Source organism: Arthrobacter sp. AOP29-A2-19, assembly GCF_058138025.1.
Map to the genome: position 1 here is coordinate 788,028 of NZ_CM176894.1, position 20,365 is coordinate 808,392.

Here is a 20,365-nt window from a genome sequence, read left to right on the forward strand (position 1 = left end):
TGAGCCCGGAGTTCCGCGAGGCCTCCCTGGCCGCGATGCGGGAGACCGCCTCGCCGGAGCACCCGGAGCTGGACCTCCTAATTGTGGGCGGCGGCATCGTCGGCACCGGCGCCGCGTTGGACGCGGCCACGCGCGGGCTCCGCGTGGGCATCGTCGAGGCGCGCGACTGGGCCGCCGGGACGTCGTCGCGGTCCTCGAAACTCATCCACGGCGGCCTGCGCTACCTGGAGATGCTGGACTTCGGGCTGGTCCGGGAGGCGCTGCAGGAGCGCGGACTGCTGATCGACAGGATCGCCCCGCACCTGGTCCGCCCGGTGCCCTTTCTCTACCCCCTGACCAAGCGCTTCGTCGAGCGCCCGTACGTGGGCGCCGGGATCGCGCTGTACGACGGCATGTCGCTCGCCTCCGGGCACAGCCGCGGCGTCCCGTTCCACAAGCACCTCTCGCGGCGCGGCACGCTGCGCAGCGCTCCGAGCCTCAAGGACGACGCGTTCGTCGGCTCGATCCGCTACTACGATGCGCAGGTGGACGACGCCCGTCTGGTGGTTGATGTGGTCCGCACCGCGGTGAAGTACGGCGCGCTGGCGGCCAATCGCGTGAAGGTCGTCGACTTCGTGCGCGCCGGGGAGCGCGTGGTCGGGGCCCGCATGGAGGACCAGGAGACCGGCGAGGCGTTCGAGGTCCGCGCCAAGCAGGTGGTCAACGCCACCGGGGTCTGGACGGACGAGACCCAGGCCATGGTCACGGACCGGGGCCAGCTGAAGGTCCGGGCGTCCAAGGGCATCCACCTGGTGGTCCCGCGGGACCGCTTCCAGTCGACCGTCGGCATGATCCTGCGCACGGAGAAGTCCGTGCTGTTCGTCATCCCGTGGGGCCGGCACTGGATCATCGGCACCACGGACACGGAATGGACGCTGGACAAGGCGCACCCCGCCGCGTCCAGCAAGGACATCGACTACGTCCTGGAGCACGTCAACCGGGTGCTGAAGCGGCCGCTGACGCGAGAGGACGTGGAGGGCGTGTACGCGGGGCTGCGCCCGCTGCTGGCCGGGGAAAACGACTCCACGGCCAAGCTCAGCCGCGAACACGTGGTCGCGCACCCGGTTCCCGGGCTGGTGGTGGTGGCCGGCGGCAAGTACACGACCTACCGCGTGATGGCGCGCGACGCCGTCGACGAGGCGGTGCGGGCCATGGACGAGGGCGTCCCGGCGTCGTGCACCGAGACCATCCCGCTGCTCGGGGCCGAGGGCTACCAGGCGTCGTGGAACAGCCGACACCGGATGGCGCGGGCCTCCGGAGTCCACGTGGCGCGCGCGGAGCACCTGCTGGGACGGTACGGCTCGCTCACCCGGGACATCCTGGCGCTGATCACCGACCGGCCCGAGCTCGCCGAACCGCTGCCCGGCGCCGACGACTATTTGGCCGCCGAGGTGGTCTACGCGACCACCCACGAGGGCGCCCGGCACATCGAGGACGTCCTGACGCGGCGGACCCGCATCTCCATCGAGGCGTGGGACCGGGGCGTCTCCGCCGCCCCCGAGGTGGCCAGATTGATGGCACCGCTGCTGGGGTGGAGCGACGCCCAGGTCGAGCGCGAGGTGCGCCAGTACGTGGCACGCGTCGAGGCCGAACGGGCCAGCCAGGAAGAGCCGGACGACGTTTCGGCGGACAAGACACGAATGAATGTAGAGGACATTGTCCCAGTCAGAGATTAGCCACCTTGCGGAGCTGACGACGCCGGACCTGGTGGAACTGGAACTCCAGGTTCCGGACCGCCAGGCCGCCGTCGCCGTGCTGGCCCGGAAACTTTTCGACGCCGGCCGCATCAGCGACCTCGAAGGCTTCATCCGCCAGGTCGACAGCCACGAGCACCAGCTCGCCACCGGCCTGCCCGGCGGGATCGGCATGCCGCACGCGCGCACCGACTACGCCGAGAACGTGAGCATCGCCGTGGGCGTGACCGCGTTCGGGCACTCGCTGGACTTCGGCGCGGCGGACGGTCCGGCGACCGTGGTGCTGCTGCTCGCCACCCCGGCCGCCAGCTTTTCGCTGCACTTGAGCGTTCTGGCGTCGCTGGCCAGGAGCCTGTCCAAGCAGACTTTCCGCGAGTCGCTCCGCCGCGCCTATGACGAGGAGGTCATCGCCGAGCTGATCAACTCGGCGATCGACTTCGACGCGATCTAACCGCCCGCCGCCTGCCGCCCGTTTCGACGAGGGCACGTGCGCCGGCGCGCCCCACTTCCCCGTTTCGACGAAGGCAGATGTCCCGATCGGGGCGATTCCGGGCATCTAGCTTCGGCGAAACGCCGGGGGAGGGCATCTGCCTTCGTCGAGGCGACGAGCGACGCGTACGTCAGCCGAGCATCCGCCGCATCAGGATGCGCGGGATCCCGCCCGACACCGACGCCGTGTCCGCGGCCTTCACGAAACCCGCGAGCTCGAACATGGCGCGCGTGCCGACGAACGCCATCGTCAAGTCCACCCGCGCCCCGGCATTGTCCACCGGGTAGCTTTCCACCGCTGGGGCGCCGGCGTCGCGCGCGTAGTCCACGGCTCCGTCGATGAGCGCGGCGGTGAGGCCGTGGCGCCGGAAACCGGGCCTGACCCGCAGGCACCAGATGGACCAGACGGGGAGATCGTCGACGTGCGGGATCTTCCTGGAGTTGGCGAACGGGGCCAGCTCCGCGCGTGGCGCGACGCCTGCCCAGCCGGCGACCGCGCCATCGACGTAGGCGAGGACGCCGGGCGCCGGGTCGCGCGAACACAGTTCACGCACCTTGTCCGCGCGGGCGGCTCCGCGCAACTCGCGGTTCTCCCGCGACGCGAGCCGCCAGGACAGGCACCAGCGCACCGACGATTCGGGGTTCCTCGGCGCGAACATCGTCGCCACGTCGTCGAACTCGCGTGCCGGTCTCACATCGATCAGCGCCATGGGTTCCGCTCCGTTCCCCGGCGCCGCCGCGCCGGTCCATGTGCCGGGGGTTCCCACGTGCGGGCCCGGCTGAGGCAAGCGTGCCACCCGCATCGCGCGCCGTGTACCCCTGCCACGATTGGCTCCCTATGGGGATCGACCGTAGGGGACGACGGCCGCGCCTCCGCCCATTCGCTGTTCTACAGCCAATCGAAGTAGTGTTAAACGGTGCTGAAAACTGCCTTCAAACCACAATGGATCCTCGCACTCGTGGGGGCCCTTCTTGTGGCTTCGGGGTTTGTTTGGCTGAGCCAGTGGCAATTCGACCGCTCGCAGGAGGCCGCGCCGCCGCCGGTCAGCAAGACCGAGACCCCGGTGCCCCTGACCGAACACTTCCAGCCCGGCGTTGTGATGCTCGCCACCGACGCCGACCAGATCGTCAGCGCGACCGGCCGCTTCCTGCCGGGTAAGCAGGTGCTGGTTTCGGACCGCCTCCACGAGGACCAGGCGGGCTACTGGGTGGTCGCACCGTTCGCCGTCGACGGCGCCGAGGGCGATGCGACCATCCCGGTGGTGCGCGGCTGGCAGGCCGGGCCGACGCCCCCGCCCGCCGCCCCCTCCGGCGAGTTGGAACTGACCGGACGCCTCCTGCCGACCGAGTCGCCCATCGACGGCGCGCAAAGCGGCGACGCCCTTGCCTCGCTGTCCGTGGCCCAGCTCATCAACCTGTGGGACGTGCCGTCCTACAGCGGCTTCGTCGTCGCCTTCGACGTCCTGAACGACGCGGGTTCCAGCGAGGGAGCCGAAGCCTCGGGCCTGGCGCAGGTCGACGTCGGGCCGCAGCCGCAGGAACGCGAGATCAACTGGCTCAACATCTTCTACGGCATCGAGTGGGTGGTCTTCGCCGGCTTTGCGGTGTTCCTGTGGTGGCGTCTTGTCGTGGACGACTACCGCCGGCAGCAGGAGGACCTGGCCGACGCAGCCGAAGCCGAGGCCGAATACGCGGCCGCCGCCGCGCCGCGCACTGCCGGCGCCCCGACGCAGGACCAACCCGCCGCGGACCCGGCGCACGCACACCCGGCCCCCACGCCGCAAGACACCCCGACGCACAGCCCCGCAACGCCGACCGACAGCAAGGAACAGAAGTGAGCCACCAGCCCGCCCCTGCCCGCCCCACCCGCCCAGCCAAGCGCCGTTTCGCCGGCACCCGCGCACAGATCCGCAGCGCGGCGTCGCTCTACAAGGTCCTGGCGTACTCCACGGGTGTGATGCTGCTGCTCGTTGTGGTGGAGATGGTGGCCAAGTACGGCTTCGGCTCGGACATCGTCGCCGGCGGCACCCTGGCGGACGGCACGGCCCACACGTTCGGCCTGCTGAAGGACGGCGCCTTCGAGGGCGGCGTGAACCTCTCCACGATCGTCCTGATCGTCCACGGCTGGATGTATGTGGCATATCTCATTGCCGACTTCCGCCTGTGGTCCCTCATGCGTTGGCCCTTCAGCCGCTTCATCACGATCGCGCTGGGCGGCGTGGTGCCCCTGCTGTCGTTCTTTATGGAGCGGAAGGTCCACGGCGAGGTCGAGCGCGAACTCGCGGCCCACCCGGAAGCCGCCAAGCGCTACTGACGCGCACCGGCCCCCACCCGCCTTCGACTAAGCTGGAGTCCGTGACCAACGCAGCCCCCACCCCAGAGCACAAGCCGGTTCTGGTCGTCGACTACGGTGCCCAGTACGCGCAGCTCATTGCCCGCCGCGTACGCGAGGCCAACGTGTATTCGGAGATCGTCCCGCACACCTTCACCACCGAGCAGATCCTGGCCAAGAACCCCTCGGCCATCATCCTCTCCGGCGGTCCGGCCAGCGTCTACGCCGAGAACGCACCCTTCGTCGGCCCGGACCTCTTCGAGGCAGGCGTGCCGGTGCTCGGCATCTGCTATGGCTTCCAAGCCATGGCGAACGCCCTCGGCGGCAAGGTCGCCCAGACCGGCCTGCGCGAGTATGGCGCCACGGACGCGACGGCGGTGCTTGAGAAGCCGACGTCGATCCTCAAGGGCCTGCCGGGCGTCCAGAACGTCTGGATGAGCCACGGCGACTCCGTCCAGGAGGCGCCCGAGGGCTTCGAGGTCCTCGCGACCACGGCCGGCGCACCGGTGGCGGCCTTCGCCAACGAAGACAGGCGCCTCTACGGCGTCCAGTGGCATCCCGAGGTCAAGCACTCCGTCTACGGCCAGCGCGTCCTGGAGAACTTCCTCTTCAACGGTGCCGGCTTGGAGCCGGACTGGACCACGGGCAACATCCTCGAGGAACAGGTGGACCGCATCCGCGAGCAGGTCGGCACCGGCCGCGCCATCTGCGGGCTCTCCGGCGGCGTCGACTCCGCCGTCGCGGCGGCGCTGGTCCAGCGGGCCATCGGCGACCAGCTCACCTGCGTCTTCGTCAACCACGGTCTCCTGCGCGAGGGCGAGGCCGAGCAAGTGGAGCGCGACTTCGTCGCCGCCACGGGCGCAAAGCTGTACGTGGCGGACGAGCGAGAGCGCTTCCTGACCGCGCTGGCGGACGTCACGGACCCCGAGACCAAGCGCAAGATCATCGGCCGCGAGTTCATCCGCGCGTTCGAGGCCGCGGAGGCAGCGATCATGGCCGAAGCCGCCGACTCCGGCGAGCCGGTCCGCTTCCTGGTCCAGGGAACGCTCTACCCGGACGTCGTCGAATCCGGCGGTGGCGAGGGCGCGGCGAACATCAAGAGCCACCACAACGTGGGCGGACTGCCGGAGGACCTGCAGTTCGAGCTCGTCGAGCCGCTGCGGGCCCTCTTCAAGGACGAGGTCCGCTCCGTGGGTGCCCAGCTGGGCCTCCCGGAGGAAATCGTGCAGCGCCAGCCGTTCCCCGGTCCCGGTCTCGGCATCCGCATCATCGGCGCCGTCAACGAGGAGCGCCTGGAGTTGCTGCGCAAGGCGGACGCGATCGCCCGCGCGGAGCTCACGGCCGCCGGCCTGGACCAAGAGGTCTGGCAGATGCCGGTGGTGCTTCTGGCCGACGTCCGCTCCGTCGGCGTCCAGGGAGACGGCCGCACGTACGGCCACCCGATCGTGCTGCGCCCCGTGTCCTCCGAGGACGCGATGACCGCTGACTGGTCCCGGCTCCCGTACGACCTGCTGGCGCGGATTTCCAACCGCATCACGAACGAGGTCGAGGGCGTGAACCGCGTGGTGCTGGACGTCACCAGCAAGCCGCCGGGCACCATCGAGTGGGAGTAGGCGCCGGCCGCGGCCTTCCGCGGCGACGTTAGCGGGGGAGGAGGGGCCACGGAGCCCCTCCTCTTCCGCATTCCGGCTGGGGTTCCCAGTGTTTCGGTCAACGACCGGCGCGCCCGAGTCCAGTAGTTTAGAGAGAGCCCCGCGTGCCCGACCGTGCGCGGGAGTGTCACGGCCTCGCGCCGGCGGACAGCGGCACGGCGCCCACGCGCCGATGAGACCGCACGACGGCGGCGCAACAGCAAGAAAGGCGGGTGTTCCGGTGGTAGGGACTCAGGAGAGCGGGGCGGCATTGGCCGGCTGGCTGGAGAAGCTGGGCCCCGGTGCCGGGACGGACACCCTGCTGCGGTTCGCCGGTTCGGCGTCCAACAGCATCGACCTCACGCACGCGCACCCCTCCGGCCTGGCGCAGTTCCTGGCCGGTCGCCGGACGCGGCTGTCGATGTTGCTGCGCGACGCGGACACGTACACCGTGGGCCGGCGCACCGCCCGCGCCCTGCGCGCCAAGATCCAGGAGCTCTCCGAGGACCGCGGGATCGACGTCGGCTACCTGGCGTCCGGCATCGCGACCTGGCGGGCCACGCAGGACGGGCGCAGCGAGCAGTTCAGCGCACCGATCATGCTGGGCCGCGTCTCCCTGACACTGCGGGAGGGGCAGGACGACCACGAGGTCCAGTTGCTGGGCCGGGCGCAGGTCAACCCGGCGCTCGTCCGCTACTTCTCCGAGAACCACGGGCTGGAGATCGACGCCGCCGCGCTGAGCGACGCCGCCTACATGACCGCCCGCTTCAACCCGCGGCAGGCCATGGACACGCTCCGCGAACAGGTCGCGGACATCCCCGGGACCGTGATCGAGCACCGGCTGCTCGTCTCCACGTTCGCCGACCTCGCCGACCCCGCGGATCCCGCCCGGCTCGACCCCGCCCACCCCGTGATCGCCCGGCTGCTGGCGGCCGACGCCGGCGAGGACGTTGCCGTCCCCGAGCCTGAGGTCGCCGTGCTGAGCAGCGACGAGCGCGACCCCGCCGACGAGATCCTGGTCCTTGACGCCGACGCCAGCCAGCAGGAGGCCCTGGACCTGGTCGAGGCCGGCGAGTCGATCGTCGTCTCCAGCCCACCCGGAACCGGCCAGACGCAGACCGCCATCAACGCCGCGGCGATCCTTGCCGGTCAGGGCAAGCGCATCCTGGTGGTCGCCGAGCGCCGGGCGACCGCGCTGGGCTTCGCGGCCCGCCTCGACGAACTGGGGCTGGGCAGCCTGGCGCTGCGCATGTCCCCGGAGACCGGGCCGGAAGAGCTGCGCGAGCAGCTCACCCGCGCGATCCTGCGCAACGAGCGCACCACCCAGCCCCAGCTGGAAAAGCTGCACCAGACGCTGACCAGCCACCGACACGCGCTGCTGGACCACGTCCGCTCGCTCCACAACGTGCGGAGCCGGTGGGGATGCTCTCCCTACCAGGCCATGCAGGAGCTGGCCCGGCTCACCGCGCTGGACACGGCCCCGTCGACGACCGTGCGCCTGAAGCGCAGCGTCCTGGACAGCATCACCAGCCGGCACGAGACCGCCGCGAAGCTGCGCCGCGCCGCCGAGGTCGGCAGCTTCAGCAAGTCCATCGCCCACAGCCCGTGGTTCGGCTCGCGCCTGCGCAACCGCAAGGAAACCGAAAACGCGCTCGAACTGGCCACCGGCCTGGCCGCCGACCTGCCGAGGCTGCGCGACGACATGCTCAAGGTCGCCGACCACTCCGAGATCAAGCTGGGCACCACCTTCGCCGAATGGGGCGCGCAGCTCGAACTGCTGGTGGACGTCCGCGGCAGCCTGGACAAGTTCGAGCCGGACATCTTCGACCGGTCCGTGGAGGACCTGATCAGCGCCACGGCGCCGTCGTCGTGGCGCCGCGAGCACGGGATCGAGATGAGCTCCATCACCCGCTCGCGGCTCCGCCGCGTCGCCAAGGAATACGTCCGCCCCGGCGTGCACATCACGGACCTCCACGAGTCGCTGCAGGACGTGCAGCGACAGCGGGGCATGTGGACGCGCTACGCGACCAGCCAGCGGCACCCGCTGGTGCCGACCGGCCTCCTCGAGCTCAACGCGTCCTACCGCGACGCCGGCAACCGCCTGGACAAGCTGGCTGACGCGCTGGCCCGGACCGAGGACAGCGACGCGCTGCAGCGCATGCCCATCGACGGCCTCGTCGACAGGCTGGCCGAGCTCGTCGCGGACCGCGCGTCCCTCGAGGTGCTCCCGGAGCGGACGCTGCTCCAGGAGCAGCTCCGCGAGCAGGGGCTCGCCGACCTGCTGGCGGACTTGTCCGAGCGGGAGGTCGGCGCGGAACACGTGTCCTCCGAGCTGGACCTGGCGTGGTGGCAGTCCGCGCTGGAGGCCATGATCAGCGGCGACGACTACCTCGCCATGGCGGACGGCGCCAAGCTCCGCCGCCTCGAGGCCGAGTATCGTCTGGCCGACAACACCCACATCGATTCCGGCGCGGCCCGTCTTCGCTGGCTGATGACCCAACGGTGGAAGGCCGCGCTGGCGGACCACCGGGCCGCGTCGCGTGAGCTGCGCGCCATGCTCAAGGACGGCGAGCCCACGCTCGAGAGCCTTTCCAAGCTGGGCGTCCCGCTGGTCAACTCCCTGGTGCCCATTTGGATCGGCTCGCCGTTGCTGATCCCGGCGGCCGTTCCACCGGAGGTCGAGTTCGACGCCGTGATCCTGCTGGACTCCGACTCGCTGTCGCTGCGCGGCGCAATCGGCTCCATCAGCCGCTCCCGGCAGGTCGTTGCCTTCGGCGACGCCATGCTCGGCTCCCCCCGGAGCTTCCACGTCTCCGTGGACCCCACGGCGTCCAACCGCGCGCCGGCCGATCCCGTAAGCACGTTCGGCGCCCTGGCGTCCGTGCTCCCCGTGCGCCGCCTCGACACCGTCTACCGCGGCGTCGACGAGGGGCTGACCAAGGCGCTCGGCGACGCCTACTACGGGGGGCACCTGCACCGCCTGCCCGCCGCCCGCGCGATGGCCGGCGGCACCCCGTCGCTGTCCGTCGAATACGTCGAGGACGGGATGGGCATGCCCGGCCCGGGCGGAGAGGCGGTGGAGACGACGGTCGCGGAGGTCAACCGTGTCGTCGATCTGGTCTTCGGCCACATCCGGCGCCGGCCCAACCGCTCCCTGGCGGTCATCGCGGCCAACCAGCGGCACGCCGCACGCATCGCCGAGGGCATCGCCCTCCAGCTGCCCAACTACCCCTGGGCGGCGGACTTCTTCAAGCGGACCACGGAGCCCTTCCAGGTCTCGTCCGTCGAGCGCTCCCACGGACTGGTCCGCGACGCCGTGGTCTTCGCGCTCGGCTACGGCCGGACCCCGCACGGCAAGGCCGTGCACGACTTCGGCGCCCTGTCCGGCGAGCGGGGCGACGAGCTGTTCGTGACCGGCGTGACCAGGTCCCGGGACCTGCTTCATCTGGTCACCTCGGTGCGGCCCGAGGACCTGGACGAGACGCGGCTGGACGGAGGCGCCAAGCGCTTCATCGAGCTGGTGGGGCGGGTCCTTTCCGGCGACTCCGGCGTCCAGGGCGACGGCGGCGAACTCGAGGACCCCCTGGTGGCCGACCTGATGTCCCGCCTGCTCGAGCGCGGCGGCGTCGTCAAGCCGCGCTACCGCGGCGTGCTCGACCTGGCCGCCCAGGCGCCGGGCGCCGACGGCAAGGGCCACCCGCCGCTCGCGGTCGTCTCCGACGGCACGGAGGCCTACCGCAACATGACCGTCCGGGCGCGCAGCCGGCTGAGGCCGCAACTGCTGGAGTCCATGGGGTGGCGCTACGTGCCGCTCTGGACGATCGACGTCTTCAGCGACCCGGCGTCCATCGCGGAGACCCTTGCCGACCACATCGGCCTGGAACCCGCCGAGAAGGCGCCGAAACCACAGGAGAAGAGCGTGTCCCAGGAAAACGGTCCGGCGCCCGCGGCCAAAGGCCCGGAGGCCTCCAAGGCACAGCGCGCCGGCGACAGCGTGATTCCCCGGCTGGCGGCCGAGGACGACCCGCGCGCGTGGGGAGACAGCATCGAGGACCGCGACAAGTGGCTGCGCGAGCAGCGCCCGCCGCACTGGAACTAGCCGGCGGCGCGTCACGGCGCGCCGACCAGCAACAGGAAGATCCGCCCGCGGCTGGCCGCGCCGGCCAGGTCGGCGGAGTCCCGTTGGGAGGCCGCGACGACGACCATCCCCGGCGCGGCCTCCGAACCCGGCCACGCCCCGGCGTCGTCCGCCGTGGGCACCCACAGCACGGGAACCGAACTCGCGATCACGCGGGACTCGACCGCCTGTTCGTAGCCGTTCCCCTCGCTCAGGACAACGTCGACCAGCTGTCCCGGACTGAGCAGCGCCACGGTCTGCGGATCGGCCGGGCGCAAGGGAACGGCCACGGTCCCGCTGGCGGTACCGGTCAGCAGTCCCGGTCCCACGAGGGACGCCGCCGGGACCGGGGAACCGGCCGCCAGGGGGACCGCCAGCTGGCCGCCGACCACCTCCTCGATGTTCGTGCTGGCGTCCTGTGGGACGGCCCCTGAGGCGAGCTCGCGCACTTCGAGCGACTCCTCCCGCACCACCGACCCTGCCGGGAGGTCGCGGACCGCGACCACCACGGAGCGGACTTCGGCTTGTTCGGGAGCCAAGACCGCCAGGGCCGCGGCCACTGAGACGGCCGCGAGGCAGGCGGCGAGCGGCCGGCGGTACAGCGCCACGAGTTCCCGCCACGAGCGGCGGTAGCCGGACGGCGCGCCGCCGCGCTGGCCGCCGCGGGCGCGGAATAGGACTGCGAACGGATTCGTCATGGGACCAGTACGCCACGGGCCAATAAAAAGGGCCGCCCGCAGTCGGTGGACTGTGGACGGCCCGGCCCGTGGGGGCCGAAATCTCCGGGTGTGCCGGGAAAGTGCTAGGCGGAGGCTCCGGACGTAGCCGCGGCCGGAGCGGGCTTGGCGGCGGACTTGGACTCGGACGGGGCCTTGGCATCGCCCGAGCCGGAGGCGGCGGGAGCCGTCGAGGACGCGCCGCCCCGCGAATCGGTCCGGTAGAAACCGGAGCCCTTGAACACCACGCCGACGCTGTTGAACTTCTTGCGCAGGGCGCCCTCGCACTCGGGGCAGGACGTCAAGGAGTCGTCGGTGAAGGACTGGACGATCTCGAACGCGTGGGTGCAGTCCTTGCAGGCGTAGGCGTAGGTCGGCATGGGTTTCCTTCCGGGTGTGACTGGGCAGGGGATGCCTTGAGGCCGGAACAGCCGCCGCCGGGCGGCTGGCAGTCGAATCCCCTGAGTGCCAATTCTACATCACGGCGCCGCGGCGCCCCGGAACCATGTGATCCCGGACGGTGTCACGACGGCGTCCACCCGGCGGTCCAGCGCGTTGTACTCGAAGGATTCCGCGGGGAGCAGTTCGTGCTCGAAAACCATCGACAGCAGCAGCGGGCGTGGATCGTGGCCGTCCAACGAGGCGATGAAGCGGTCGTAGTAGCCGCCGCCCTGTCCAAGCCGGGCTCCGCCAGCATCGATGGCCTGGGCCGGAACCAAGACGACGTCGACGGCGGACATGACCTCGCTGCCGTGGCGTTCGCCGACGGGCTCCGCGATCGGCGCCACGTCGCTGCGAAGTGTCGGGACGCCGGGGTACCACTCGGTCCAGCTCAGGCGGCGGCCGGGTTCGCAGATCGGCACCAAGAGACGGAATCCCTCCGCGTGCAGGACGTCCATCAGTCGGCCGGTGGGCGGCTCGGCGCCGTAGGACAGGACGCAGGTGAGGGCGCGGCGGGGCGCGTTTTCCGCCAGCCAAGGGAGCAGGTGAAGTTGGATGGCGTCCACCTGGCGCTGGCGCTCCACGGCGTCGAGGCCCCTGCGGAGCCCGCGGTAGAGTGCGCGCGCCTCGTCCTTGCTCAAGATGTCCACCGGTCCATCCTAGGACGCGGCGCCGCCGTCGGGCGGGGACCCGCGTCGCCACCGGCCCGGCACGGCCCGCCACCGGCCCGGCTCGCCCCGCCGTCGGACTGGCCCGCCGCCGCCCCGCGGATAAGCTTTCCCCATGGCTAACGGCGGACGGTTCTGGCCGGTCACCCTCGAGAGCGGTGACCTGGTGTTGCGTCCCCTGCGCCATCGCGACCGGCGCGAGTGGATGGACCTGCGCCGCCGGAACGCCGGTTGGCTCCGCGCCTGGGAGGCGACGCAACCCGATCCGGGCGGCCCGCTGCCCAGCTTCCGCGGGATGGTCTCGTCGCTGAACCGGCAGGCCCGCACGGGGCATTCGCTGCCCTGGGTGATCGCGGTGCGGGAGCCGGCATGGCGGGAGCCCGTGATGGCCGGGCAGTTGACGGTCTCCGGGATCATGTGGGGCTCGGCCCTGACGGCGTCGCTGGGCTATTGGGTGGACCGGGACCGGGCCGGCCAGGGGCTGGCGCCGACGGCGGTGGCGCTCGCCGCCGACCACTGCTTCGGCACACTCGGCATGCACCGCCTCGAAATCAACATTCGGCCGGAGAACACCGCCAGTCTGCGCGTGGTGGAAAAGCTCGGCTTCCGCGACGAGGGACTGCGCAAGAACTACCTGCACATCGACGGGCGGTGGGCGGACCACCGGACGTTCGCCCTCACCGCGGAGGAGATCCCCGGCGGGCTGATGGCGCGCTGGCTTGCCGCGCGCTGAACGCGCAGGTCGGCCCCGGAACGCGGTCCGGCGACGCGCCCGGCCGCCGTCACGATTTTGGTGAATTTCCCCGTATCGCCGGACACACCGGGGCGAATGCGCGATGCGCGCCACACCTGCCCGTAACGTCGTTGCTGTGGACGTCCAAGTCGAGAGCTCTGCGGTCCTGGTGGCCATGGTCGGAGTGATGCTCGCGTTTGTCGTCCCGGGTCTTCTGCGCAGGGGTATGGACACGCCCCGCCGCGCCCGCGCAGTCCGCAATGTCCGCCCACGGAGGAACACGATGGCAACACCAGCACCCCAGGCAGCCGCCGAGCGGCAGGCGCCGCTGCGGATACGCACTGGCCCGCTGGCCATTGCCGCCACGGGTGCCGTCGCCGCCGTCGTTCTGGTGGTCGGCGGCCTGCTGGCCCCCTTCGGCGTGGTCTCGGGCCTTGTTCCGCTGTTCTCCGCGCTCGTATTGGTCCTCAGCTTCGCCGGCCTGAGGATCCTGGCCGTCACCGGCCGCCGGCGCAAGGCGCTCGCGCGCATGGAGGCCGCGTTCGCCGAGGCGATGCGCGCCCCGCACACGGAGTCCACGGTCCCGCGCCGCCGGACCGAACTCTTCGACGCGCAGCCGGACCGCACCAGCGGTCAGGACTCGCCGACCGTCCACGAGTTGAGGTCGGCGGCCCAGCGGTCCGCGGCCGAGTCCGGCGGCCGCCCGGTGCCCGCCCCCACCTGGGAACCCGTCGAGGTGCCCAAGCCCACCTATGTCGCGGCGGCCAAGGCCGAGCGCCCGGTTCCGGCGGCCCTGCCCCAGCCCAAACCCAAGAAGGCCACCGCCCTCACCAGCATCCTGCAGGACACCCGGGCGCAGGCCGCGGCCGAGGCGCGGGAATCCGGCGCCGAGGGTGTTGTGTCCGGCCCGGGGGAGCGGACGCCGAACGCCGCGCTCCAGGACACCGGCCGCATCAACCTCGACGCGGTTCTGCAGCGCCGCCGCGCCTAGCCCCACAACGTGCCCGCGCTTTCCGGCTGGCCCGAGGAACTCCAACTGGGGTTCCTCGAATCCCGTGCCGCCGAGCTCATTGCGGCGGCCATCGGCGGCGGACCGTCCCGGGCCCCCCGCCAGGTCCAGCTGCAGCACCGGCCCGGCGCGGGCATCAGCGCGCTCTACGAGCTGGCCGACGGCGGCGGATTCATCGGCATCACCACGGAGCCCGCACCGGACGCCGCCGGCACCGTGCGCATCGAGGTTCCCGCCGACGCGGAGGCCATCGATCGGGGAGCGCCGGACGCTCCGCTGGTGGTGTCCCTCTGGAGGCATCCGCACGACCCCAAGCTGCCCGGCCTGCCGCTGGCCACGATGGCGGAGGAGGTGGAGCGCCAGTGGGGAGACGGCGACGGACTGCGCCGCCTCGAGACCGTCACGTACCGGCCCCTGCGCCGCGCGGTCGTCCGGGCGGAATTCGCCACGCCGGCGCCGCTGGTCCACACGCGCCGCGTCTACCTGAAGGTCATGCGCGCCGGGCTTTCGGAGGGCCTGCACCGGCGCCACAGCCTCCTGTACGACGCCGGCCTGCCGGTCCCGCGGCCGCTCGGCGCTCCGGTGAACGACGTCGTCGCCCTCGCCGAGGCGCCGGGCGATCCGCTGTCACGCCTCATCCAGCACAACGGCGCCACGTCCCTCCCGCCCGGCAAGCTCGTGGCCCTGCTTGACCTGCTTCCCGACGGGGTCCGCGGGCTGCCCCGGCGGCCCGCGTGGTCCGACCGGCTCCCGCGCTACGCGTCGGCCGCCGCGGTCGCGTTGCCGGAGCACGCGGAGCGCATCGCACGGCTGGAGCGACGCCTCTCCGGGCTGTTCGCCGCCACGGACCGCGGTCCTGTGGTTCCCACTCACGGGGACTTCTACGAGGCCAACATCCTGATGCGGGGCAACGACGTCTCCGGACTCCTGGACGTGGACGGGGTCGGACCGGGACACCGGGTCGACGACTTGGCGTGCCTGCTCGGCCACATCGGCGTGCTGCCCGCCGTGGACACCCGTTACACCCACGTTCCCGAGGCGCTGGACCACTTCGGCGGGGCCTTCGCCGAGCAGGTGGATGCCCGCGCGCTGTGGGCGCGCGCCGCCGGCGTTGCGGTGTCGCTCGTGGCCGGGGCACGGACCCCGGGATCGCCCGGGTGGAACAGCGACGCCGTCGGACGGCTGGCCGCGGCCGAGGAGCTCGCCGACCGCGCAAACTAGGCCCCCCGAACGGCCGCCCGCGGCCGCCGGCACTCCCATGAGGGGTTTCTCATCCGCTTCTCCTTTGCCTCTCATCCCGCCCGAGAACACTGGAGGGGAAGGCAACGGAAGGGCCGCGACCGGCGGACCGCTGACAAGGAGAACTCTTATGATGAACCGCAAATTTTGGACCGTCACGGGATCCCTCGGCGTTGTGGCCCTGGGCGCCGGCGCCGCAGCCGTGGACAGCGGCCTGTTCAACGGATCCTCCGACCTCGGCGGCGGCATCCACGCGATGAGCGTGGAGCAGGCCACGCAGTCCACCCCGGCGCCAGCTTCGGCCGCGCCGGCCACGTCGGCGGCCCCCGCCGCGGCCACGGCGAACACGGTCCGGGCAAGCGCCACGGAATCCAACACGACGGCCCCGGCCAAGGTGACGCCCTCCACGGTCAAGGACTCGGACTTCACCCAGCGCGGGGCGTCCGCTGCGTCCCCCGCGACGCCGAACTCACCGGCAAGCCCGGCCTCCGCACCGTCGCCGGCCACCGCTCCCTCGCCCGCGTCGGCCCCCACGCCGGTCTCCGCGCCCAGCCCGGTTTCCCCGGCCACTCCCGCGTCGGCCGTCAGCCCGGTGTCGCCCGCCAGCCCGGTGTCGGCCGCCAGCCCTGTGTCGCCCGCCTCGCCGGCGAGCCCGCAGTCGCCGAACACGCCCAACACGCCCGCCAGCGCCGACTCGCCGGAGTAGCCCCGCCTCACAACAACAGCGATGGCGTTGCCGAGCGGTTCGGCGACGCCATCGCTGTTGGTCGCGACGCGCCGGACGCGCCGGCCTCCGCGCTATGCGCCGCGGGAGAGTCGGTAGCCCATGCCGCGAACGGTCTCGAAGCGGTGGGCGCCGAGCTTGTTGCGCAGGTAGCGCACGTAGACGTCCACAACGTTGGAGGAGGGGTCGAAGTCGTAGCCCCAGACCCGGGACAGCAGCTGCTCCCGGCTGAGGACCTGGCCCGGGTTGCGCAGGAACGCCTCGGCCAGGGCGAACTCCCGGGCGGAGAGGTCGATCCCGCGTCCGCCGACCGTCGCGCGGCGGGACCGAAGGTCCAGCGAGAGCCCGTTGTGCTCCAGTCCCTCGAGGTCCGACCCGTTCGCCTCGGGGCGTAGCCGGAGCCGGACGCGCGCCAGCAGTTCCTCGAAGCGGAAGGGCTTGGCCATGTAGTCGTCCGCGCCGCTTTCGAGCCCCTCGACCGTGTGCTCGACGCCGGAGCGCGCCGTGAGGATGATGACCGGCACGTCGTTCAGGCCGCGGCGGAGGGCGCGCAGCACGTCGAACCCGTCCATGTCCGGCAGGCCCAGGTCCAGCACGACCAGCTCGAAGTCACCGGTCTGCGCCAGGTGCAGACCGGACGCGCCGGTCACGGCCACGGTGGGCTGGAATCCCGCGGAGCGCAGCCCCTTGGAAACGAACGCGCTGATGCGTTCCTCGTCCTCAACAATCAGGATTTGGCTCATGCCCGTCCCTTTCTTCCGGCGGGGAGACAAAGCCCCTCAGTGGTAGGTCCAAATAGAAGGTCGATCCGACGTCGGGCGTTGACTGCACGCGGACGGTTCCGCCGTGGCCGACGGCGATCGCCCGCACGATGGTCAGGCCGAGACCCGATCCCTCCGCGCGGCTGCCGTTGCTCCCGCGGGAGAAGCGGCTGAAGATCTCCTCGCGGTCCTCGGGCCGGATGCCGACGCCTTCGTCGCGCACCCACAGCCGCAACTGGTCTCCTAGCAGCGACGATCCGAGGGCCACCGTGGAGCCCGGGGCGGAGAACTTCACCGCGTTCTGGCTGAGCTGCAGCATGGCCTGGGTGATGCGCCGCTGGTCCAGTTCCAGGGCGCCGTGCGCCCTGCGCTCAACGATCCACTGCCGGTCCCCGAGGGCGCGCGCCTTGTCGAGGACGTCGTCAAGGAGGTGGTCGAGTTCCACCATGACCGGGGCGACGAAGTCGGCGCGGTCCGACTTGGCCAGCGTGACGAGGTCCTCCACAAGCAGCGTCATGCGGTCCAGCTCGTCCAAGGCGATGGTGCGCGTCTGCGCGACGTCGTCCTCGTCGGCGTTGTCCTGCAGCTCGAGGTGCCCCTGGATGATGGTGATCGGCGTGCGCAGCTCGTGGCCGACGTCGTCGAGCAGTTGGCGCTGGGAGCGCAGGGCGAGCTGCAGCCGGTCCAGCATGTGGTTCACCGTGCGGGAGAGGTCGGCCAGGTCGTCCGTCCCGGAGACGGCGAGGCGCTCGTCGAGATCGTGCTCGGTGATGTTCTCCGCCGTCCGGCGCAGCTCGCGCAGCGGCAGCAGCAGCCGGGACACCAGCACGCCGCCGAGCAGTGTCGCGAGCAGCAGCGATCCCAGTCCGGCCGCGAAGAACACGGCGTAGGTCTGGTTGAGTTCGTCGAGCGCCGCCTTGGTGTCGTAGGCCAGGACAAACAGCATGGGCCGCTGGTCGGAGGAAAGCTGCACCGGCACCACCACCAGCCGGTACGTGGTCGCCGCCGTGTCGAAGTTGCGCAGGACGACCCGTTCGGGCGGCCCCTCGCCCACGAGCGCCCGGACGAGTTCCCTGTCCTGTTCCAGGCGAAGCTGGACGGACTCCGGCGCCTGCCACTTGACGCCGCGCGGATCCAGGGCCATCAGGCCCTCGTTGGAGGCCGGCAGCGTCCGCTGCATGGCCACGTAGACCAGCGATTCGGCCGTCGTGAACGGCCGCCCGGTCTCCAGATCGACGCCGTCCTCGGCCAGCACCCGGAACTCGCGGACCGACCGGGTCAGGGAATCGTCGATCCGTTCCGCCACCTGCCCGCGCTGCACGCCATAGGACGTGGTTCCGGCCACGAGCAGCGTCAGGAGGGCCAGCAGCACCATGGAGGCCAGGATGCGGGCGCCCACCGAGCTGCGCCCTCCCAGCCACGCCAGCGGTGGTCGTGGCGGCATCAGTCGTCCCCGTCGTTTTCGTCGTCGTCACCGTCATCATCGTCGTCGTCGTCGAACTCGACGGGCGGGGCCGGCCTCACGGGTTCGGGGGACCGCGGCGCCGGCGCGGCGGTGCTCGGGGCCGCCGGTCTGGTGGCCGACGACGACGGGTCGGCCGAGGAGGACGCGGCGGGCGAAGAAGCCGAGGGCTTGGCGGACGAGGGTTTGGCCGAGGACAGCGGCGCCGTCGAGGGCGCCGCGCTCGAGGACGGCGCCGAGGGCCCCGCCGTCTTCTCGCCGGTCGGCCCGGAGGCGCTCAGGCCAGGACCGAGGTCCACGGGCTGCGGGGCGCCCAGGGCCAGGCCGAGCAGCACGGCGATGGCGACGACCGACGCGGCCACGGCGGCGGCCAGCAGGGGGCGGATGGTGCGGGGAAGCATGGGATCCATTAGACCCGCGGCACATGAGACGTGGATGAGAGGACCGCTCGGGCACCGCCGACCGCGGACGTCACGCTAGTCGTCCGGTGACGACGACGGGGCTCCCGGATCGCCGTCGGGGTCCGCCTCGTTGTCGTGGAGGGCATCCTCCGCGGCGCGGCGGGCCTCCTCGGCCTGGACCGGCAGCCCCTGTCCGGCCAGCACCTCGGCCAACCCCCGCTGGGCCGCGTAGAAGTGCGCGACGCTGTCCCGGTGTTCCTCGGCGATCAGCCGGTACAGCGGGACGGCCTCCTCGCCGCGGCCGGTCTCCGTCAGGACGTGCGCCGCGAACAGCTCCGCGTTCCCGCCGGCGTCGTCGTCCTCCGCCTCCCGGAACAGGTCGGCCGCCTCCAGCGCCGCTGCCACCGCCTCCGGCCCGTGGCCGAGGGCCCAGAGGCTGCGGGCGCGGGTGTCGCGGAAGTCCGCGGAGTGCCATTCGGCGCCGTGCTCGTCGGCGAGGCGGATGGCCTCGTCCAGCGTGGTCAGCCCGTCGGGGTCGCCCGCCTCGCAGAGCGCGTGCCCCAGAGCGTGCAGCGCCTGGGGTAGGACGCCCGGATCGCTGTCCGACGCGCGCCGGGCCAAGGACATGGCCCGCTCGAAGTAAGGCAGCGTGAGGGACGCGTTGTCCTCGCCGGAGAGCAACGTCCCGGCGGCCAGCAGGGCGCGGGCGGCGTCGCCGGGCAACTGCTGGTCCTCGAAGAGCTTGGCCGCGCGCTCCCACGCGGCAAGGGCCTCCTCGTCGCGCTCCTGGTGCCGCAGGCAGTGCCCGAGCGACATCAGCGTCCGCGCCTGGTCGGAAAAGTTGCCGCTCTGCTCCAGGGAGGCGCCGAGGTGGTCCAGGACCTCCTCGGCGAGGAGGAACTCCTCCGCCTCCAGCAGTTGGTTGCCCAGGGCCAGGCGAACGGCCCAGGTCTCGCCGAACTCTCCGCGCTCCGCCTGCTCGACGGCGATGCGCCAGGCCGTCACGGCCGACTCCTGGTCCATCGACAGCGAGGACAGGTTTGCGACCAGCGCGGCGGCCGAGACCGCTCCCCGGCGGACCCCCGCCCCCGCGTAGAGTTCCAGCGCCCGAACGGCGCAGCCCTCCGCCTCCAACGGCCGGTCCAGGTCCGCGTTGGCGGTGGCCTTGACCATCCAGACGGCCGCGCGCATGGCCTTGTTGACGGGCAGCTCCAGCAGCTGGTCGGCCTTGCGGAGGGCGTCCTCCGGGCGACCCGCCTTGGCATAGCCGTGGGCCAGGTAGAGCAGCGCGCCGGCCTCGCTTTCGCTGCGGCCGCCCTCGCGGTAGGCGGAGGCGCAGGCCTCCAGGTCCTCCATGGCCGACTCCTCGCCGGCCTCGTAGCGGCACACCGCCAGCGGCAGCCGGACGTCGGCCAGCACGGATTCGGGTGCGCCGGAGGCGGCGTGGGTGGCGAGGGCGGCCTCCAGGACCGGGGTCTCCTCGGGGCGCGGTTCGCGGAACAGCAGCGGGCCGAGGTGCTCCTCGAGGTCCGCCTGGTGGGGGCGCCCCAGCCGGCGCAGCAGGGCCACGCGGGCGCCGGCGGCGCTCGCCGCGGCGTCCTCCTCCCCGGACATGTGGCGCACGGAGGCCGCCACGCCCCAGAGGGACAGCGCCGTCTCGGGATCTCCCATGCCCTCGCCCGATTCGGGGTCGCCGCCGCACAGCGCCAGTCCCGCCTCGGCGGCGCGCACGGCGCCGTCGTGGTCCTCGCCGTAGGCCCGCTCGTAGGCGAGCTCCAGCCAACCCTGCGCGTCGGCGGGGGCTGCGAGGGGGTTGGGCTGTGGTTCGGTCAGGATGCCGTGCAAACGCTCGGCCAGGGCTGACAATCGGGGCGCCTCCTTGTGGGTCGCCGGGTGCGGTGGGCTTGCC

18 protein-coding genes are annotated in these 20,365 nt (G+C 72.0%); 10 read left to right on the top strand and 8 right to left on the bottom strand.

Going from position 1 to position 20,365, the window contains the following annotated elements:
- The first annotated feature begins 35 nt into the window (after nucleotides 1–35).
- Both AC3ZJJ_RS03565 and AC3ZJJ_RS03570 read left to right on the top strand, forming a co-directional pair.
- Nucleotides 36–1,715, top strand: a complete 1,680-nt coding sequence (locus tag AC3ZJJ_RS03565; protein ID WP_489895667.1) for a glycerol-3-phosphate dehydrogenase/oxidase — start codon at nucleotides 36–38, stop codon at nucleotides 1,713–1,715.
- Nucleotides 1,696–2,184: a PTS sugar transporter subunit IIA gene (locus AC3ZJJ_RS03570; RefSeq protein ID WP_489893886.1), complete on the top strand. Its 489-nt coding sequence runs from the start codon at nucleotides 1,696–1,698 to the stop codon at nucleotides 2,182–2,184. The genes AC3ZJJ_RS03565 and AC3ZJJ_RS03570 overlap by 20 nt, the downstream gene beginning before the upstream one ends.
- Before the next feature lie 169 nt (nucleotides 2,185–2,353).
- On the opposite strand, the gene AC3ZJJ_RS03575 is transcribed toward AC3ZJJ_RS03570, so the two are convergent.
- Nucleotides 2,354–2,932, bottom strand: a complete 579-nt coding sequence (locus tag AC3ZJJ_RS03575; protein WP_489893887.1) for a GNAT family N-acetyltransferase — start codon at nucleotides 2,930–2,932, stop codon at nucleotides 2,354–2,356.
- 207 nt (nucleotides 2,933–3,139) lie between these two features.
- On the opposite strand from AC3ZJJ_RS03575, the gene AC3ZJJ_RS03580 reads away from it, so the two are divergent.
- From AC3ZJJ_RS03580 to AC3ZJJ_RS03595, 4 genes are all read left to right on the top strand, one after another.
- Complete coding sequence (locus tag AC3ZJJ_RS03580) at nucleotides 3,140–4,060, top strand: SURF1 family protein (protein ID WP_489893888.1); 921 nt, start codon at nucleotides 3,140–3,142, stop codon at nucleotides 4,058–4,060.
- Nucleotides 4,057–4,536 (top strand): DUF3817 domain-containing protein, encoded by a 480-nt coding sequence (locus tag AC3ZJJ_RS03585; RefSeq protein ID WP_489893889.1) that lies wholly within the window; start codon nucleotides 4,057–4,059, stop codon nucleotides 4,534–4,536. Before AC3ZJJ_RS03580 ends, AC3ZJJ_RS03585 begins: the two co-directional genes overlap by 4 nt.
- A 41-nt stretch (nucleotides 4,537–4,577) precedes the next feature.
- On the top strand, nucleotides 4,578–6,167 hold the full coding sequence (guaA, locus tag AC3ZJJ_RS03590) for a glutamine-hydrolyzing GMP synthase (RefSeq protein ID WP_489893890.1): 1,590 nt from the start codon (nucleotides 4,578–4,580) through the stop codon (nucleotides 6,165–6,167).
- A 259-nt stretch (nucleotides 6,168–6,426) separates the two neighbouring features.
- The gene (locus tag AC3ZJJ_RS03595; RefSeq protein ID WP_489893891.1) at nucleotides 6,427–10,284 is read left to right on the top strand and encodes a DNA helicase; all 3,858 of its coding nucleotides are present in this window, start codon (nucleotides 6,427–6,429) and stop codon (nucleotides 10,282–10,284) included.
- A gap of 11 nt (nucleotides 10,285–10,295) precedes the next feature.
- Here the strand turns inward: AC3ZJJ_RS03595 and cpaB are convergent, their stop codons facing one another.
- From cpaB to AC3ZJJ_RS03610, 3 genes are all read right to left on the bottom strand, one after another.
- Nucleotides 10,296–11,000 carry a Flp pilus assembly protein CpaB gene (gene cpaB, locus AC3ZJJ_RS03600; protein WP_489893892.1) on the bottom strand — a complete coding sequence of 235 codons (705 nt, stop codon included), beginning with the start codon at nucleotides 10,998–11,000 and terminating at the stop codon, nucleotides 10,296–10,298.
- A gap of 104 nt (nucleotides 11,001–11,104) precedes the next feature.
- Complete coding sequence (locus tag AC3ZJJ_RS03605) at nucleotides 11,105–11,398, bottom strand: FmdB family zinc ribbon protein (RefSeq protein WP_489893893.1); 294 nt, start codon at nucleotides 11,396–11,398, stop codon at nucleotides 11,105–11,107.
- 99 nt (nucleotides 11,399–11,497) lie between these two features.
- Nucleotides 11,498–12,109, bottom strand: coding sequence for a 5-formyltetrahydrofolate cyclo-ligase (locus AC3ZJJ_RS03610; protein ID WP_489893894.1), 612 nt, complete (start codon nucleotides 12,107–12,109; stop codon nucleotides 11,498–11,500).
- 133 nt (nucleotides 12,110–12,242) lie between these two features.
- On the opposite strand from AC3ZJJ_RS03610, the gene AC3ZJJ_RS03615 reads away from it, so the two are divergent.
- The 4 genes from AC3ZJJ_RS03615 to AC3ZJJ_RS03630 all read left to right on the top strand — a co-directional run bounded on the left by AC3ZJJ_RS03615 (nucleotide 12,243) and on the right by AC3ZJJ_RS03630 (nucleotide 15,814).
- On the top strand, nucleotides 12,243–12,860 hold the full coding sequence (locus tag AC3ZJJ_RS03615) for a GNAT family N-acetyltransferase (protein ID WP_489893895.1): 618 nt from the start codon (nucleotides 12,243–12,245) through the stop codon (nucleotides 12,858–12,860).
- Between the two features lie 283 nt (nucleotides 12,861–13,143).
- Entirely contained in the window at nucleotides 13,144–13,851 is a 708-nt protein-coding gene (locus AC3ZJJ_RS03620; protein WP_489893896.1) for a hypothetical protein, read from the top strand.
- A gap of 9 nt (nucleotides 13,852–13,860) precedes the next feature.
- The gene (locus AC3ZJJ_RS03625; protein WP_489893897.1) at nucleotides 13,861–15,090 is read left to right on the top strand and encodes a phosphotransferase; all 1,230 of its coding nucleotides are present in this window, start codon (nucleotides 13,861–13,863) and stop codon (nucleotides 15,088–15,090) included.
- 151 nt (nucleotides 15,091–15,241) lie between these two features.
- The gene (locus AC3ZJJ_RS03630) at nucleotides 15,242–15,814 is read left to right on the top strand and encodes a hypothetical protein (protein ID WP_489893898.1); all 573 of its coding nucleotides are present in this window, start codon (nucleotides 15,242–15,244) and stop codon (nucleotides 15,812–15,814) included.
- A 92-nt stretch (nucleotides 15,815–15,906) separates the two neighbouring features.
- Here the strand turns inward: AC3ZJJ_RS03630 and AC3ZJJ_RS03635 are convergent, their stop codons facing one another.
- The 4 genes from AC3ZJJ_RS03635 to AC3ZJJ_RS03650 all read right to left on the bottom strand — a co-directional run bounded on the left by AC3ZJJ_RS03635 (nucleotide 15,907) and on the right by AC3ZJJ_RS03650 (nucleotide 20,322).
- Complete coding sequence (locus tag AC3ZJJ_RS03635) at nucleotides 15,907–16,575, bottom strand: response regulator transcription factor (protein WP_489893899.1); 669 nt, start codon at nucleotides 16,573–16,575, stop codon at nucleotides 15,907–15,909.
- Complete coding sequence (locus tag AC3ZJJ_RS03640) at nucleotides 16,553–18,037, bottom strand: sensor histidine kinase (protein ID WP_489893900.1); 1,485 nt, start codon at nucleotides 18,035–18,037, stop codon at nucleotides 16,553–16,555. The genes AC3ZJJ_RS03635 and AC3ZJJ_RS03640 overlap by 23 nt, the downstream gene beginning before the upstream one ends.
- Entirely contained in the window at nucleotides 18,037–18,456 is a 420-nt protein-coding gene (locus AC3ZJJ_RS03645) for a hypothetical protein (RefSeq protein WP_489893901.1), read from the bottom strand. Before AC3ZJJ_RS03645 ends, AC3ZJJ_RS03640 begins: the two co-directional genes overlap by 1 nt.
- Nucleotides 18,457–18,531: 75 nt before the next feature.
- The gene (locus AC3ZJJ_RS03650) at nucleotides 18,532–20,322 is read right to left on the bottom strand and encodes a tetratricopeptide repeat protein (RefSeq protein ID WP_489893902.1); all 1,791 of its coding nucleotides are present in this window, start codon (nucleotides 20,320–20,322) and stop codon (nucleotides 18,532–18,534) included.
- Nucleotides 20,323–20,365: the final 43 nt, after the last annotated feature.

Coding starts and splice junctions, on each gene's coding strand:
- AC3ZJJ_RS03565 (WP_489895667.1), top strand. CDS start 36: ATGCGGGAGACCGCCTCGCCGGAGCACCCGGAGCTGGACCTCCTAATT.
- AC3ZJJ_RS03620 (WP_489893896.1), top strand. CDS start 13,144: ATGGCAACACCAGCACCCCAGGCAGCCGCCGAGCGGCAGGCGCCGCTG.
- AC3ZJJ_RS03615 (WP_489893895.1), top strand. CDS start 12,243: ATGGCTAACGGCGGACGGTTCTGGCCGGTCACCCTCGAGAGCGGTGAC.
- cpaB (WP_489893892.1), bottom strand. CDS start 11,000: ATGACGAATCCGTTCGCAGTCCTATTCCGCGCCCGCGGCGGCCAGCGC.
- AC3ZJJ_RS03645 (WP_489893901.1), bottom strand. CDS start 18,456: ATGCTTCCCCGCACCATCCGCCCCCTGCTGGCCGCCGCCGTGGCCGCG.
- AC3ZJJ_RS03635 (WP_489893899.1), bottom strand. CDS start 16,575: ATGAGCCAAATCCTGATTGTTGAGGACGAGGAACGCATCAGCGCGTTC.
- AC3ZJJ_RS03605 (WP_489893893.1), bottom strand. CDS start 11,398: ATGCCGACCTACGCCTACGCCTGCAAGGACTGCACCCACGCGTTCGAG.
- AC3ZJJ_RS03575 (WP_489893887.1), bottom strand. CDS start 2,932: ATGGCGCTGATCGATGTGAGACCGGCACGCGAGTTCGACGACGTGGCG.
- AC3ZJJ_RS03640 (WP_489893900.1), bottom strand. CDS start 18,037: ATGCCGCCACGACCACCGCTGGCGTGGCTGGGAGGGCGCAGCTCGGTG.
- AC3ZJJ_RS03630 (WP_489893898.1), top strand. CDS start 15,242: ATGAACCGCAAATTTTGGACCGTCACGGGATCCCTCGGCGTTGTGGCC.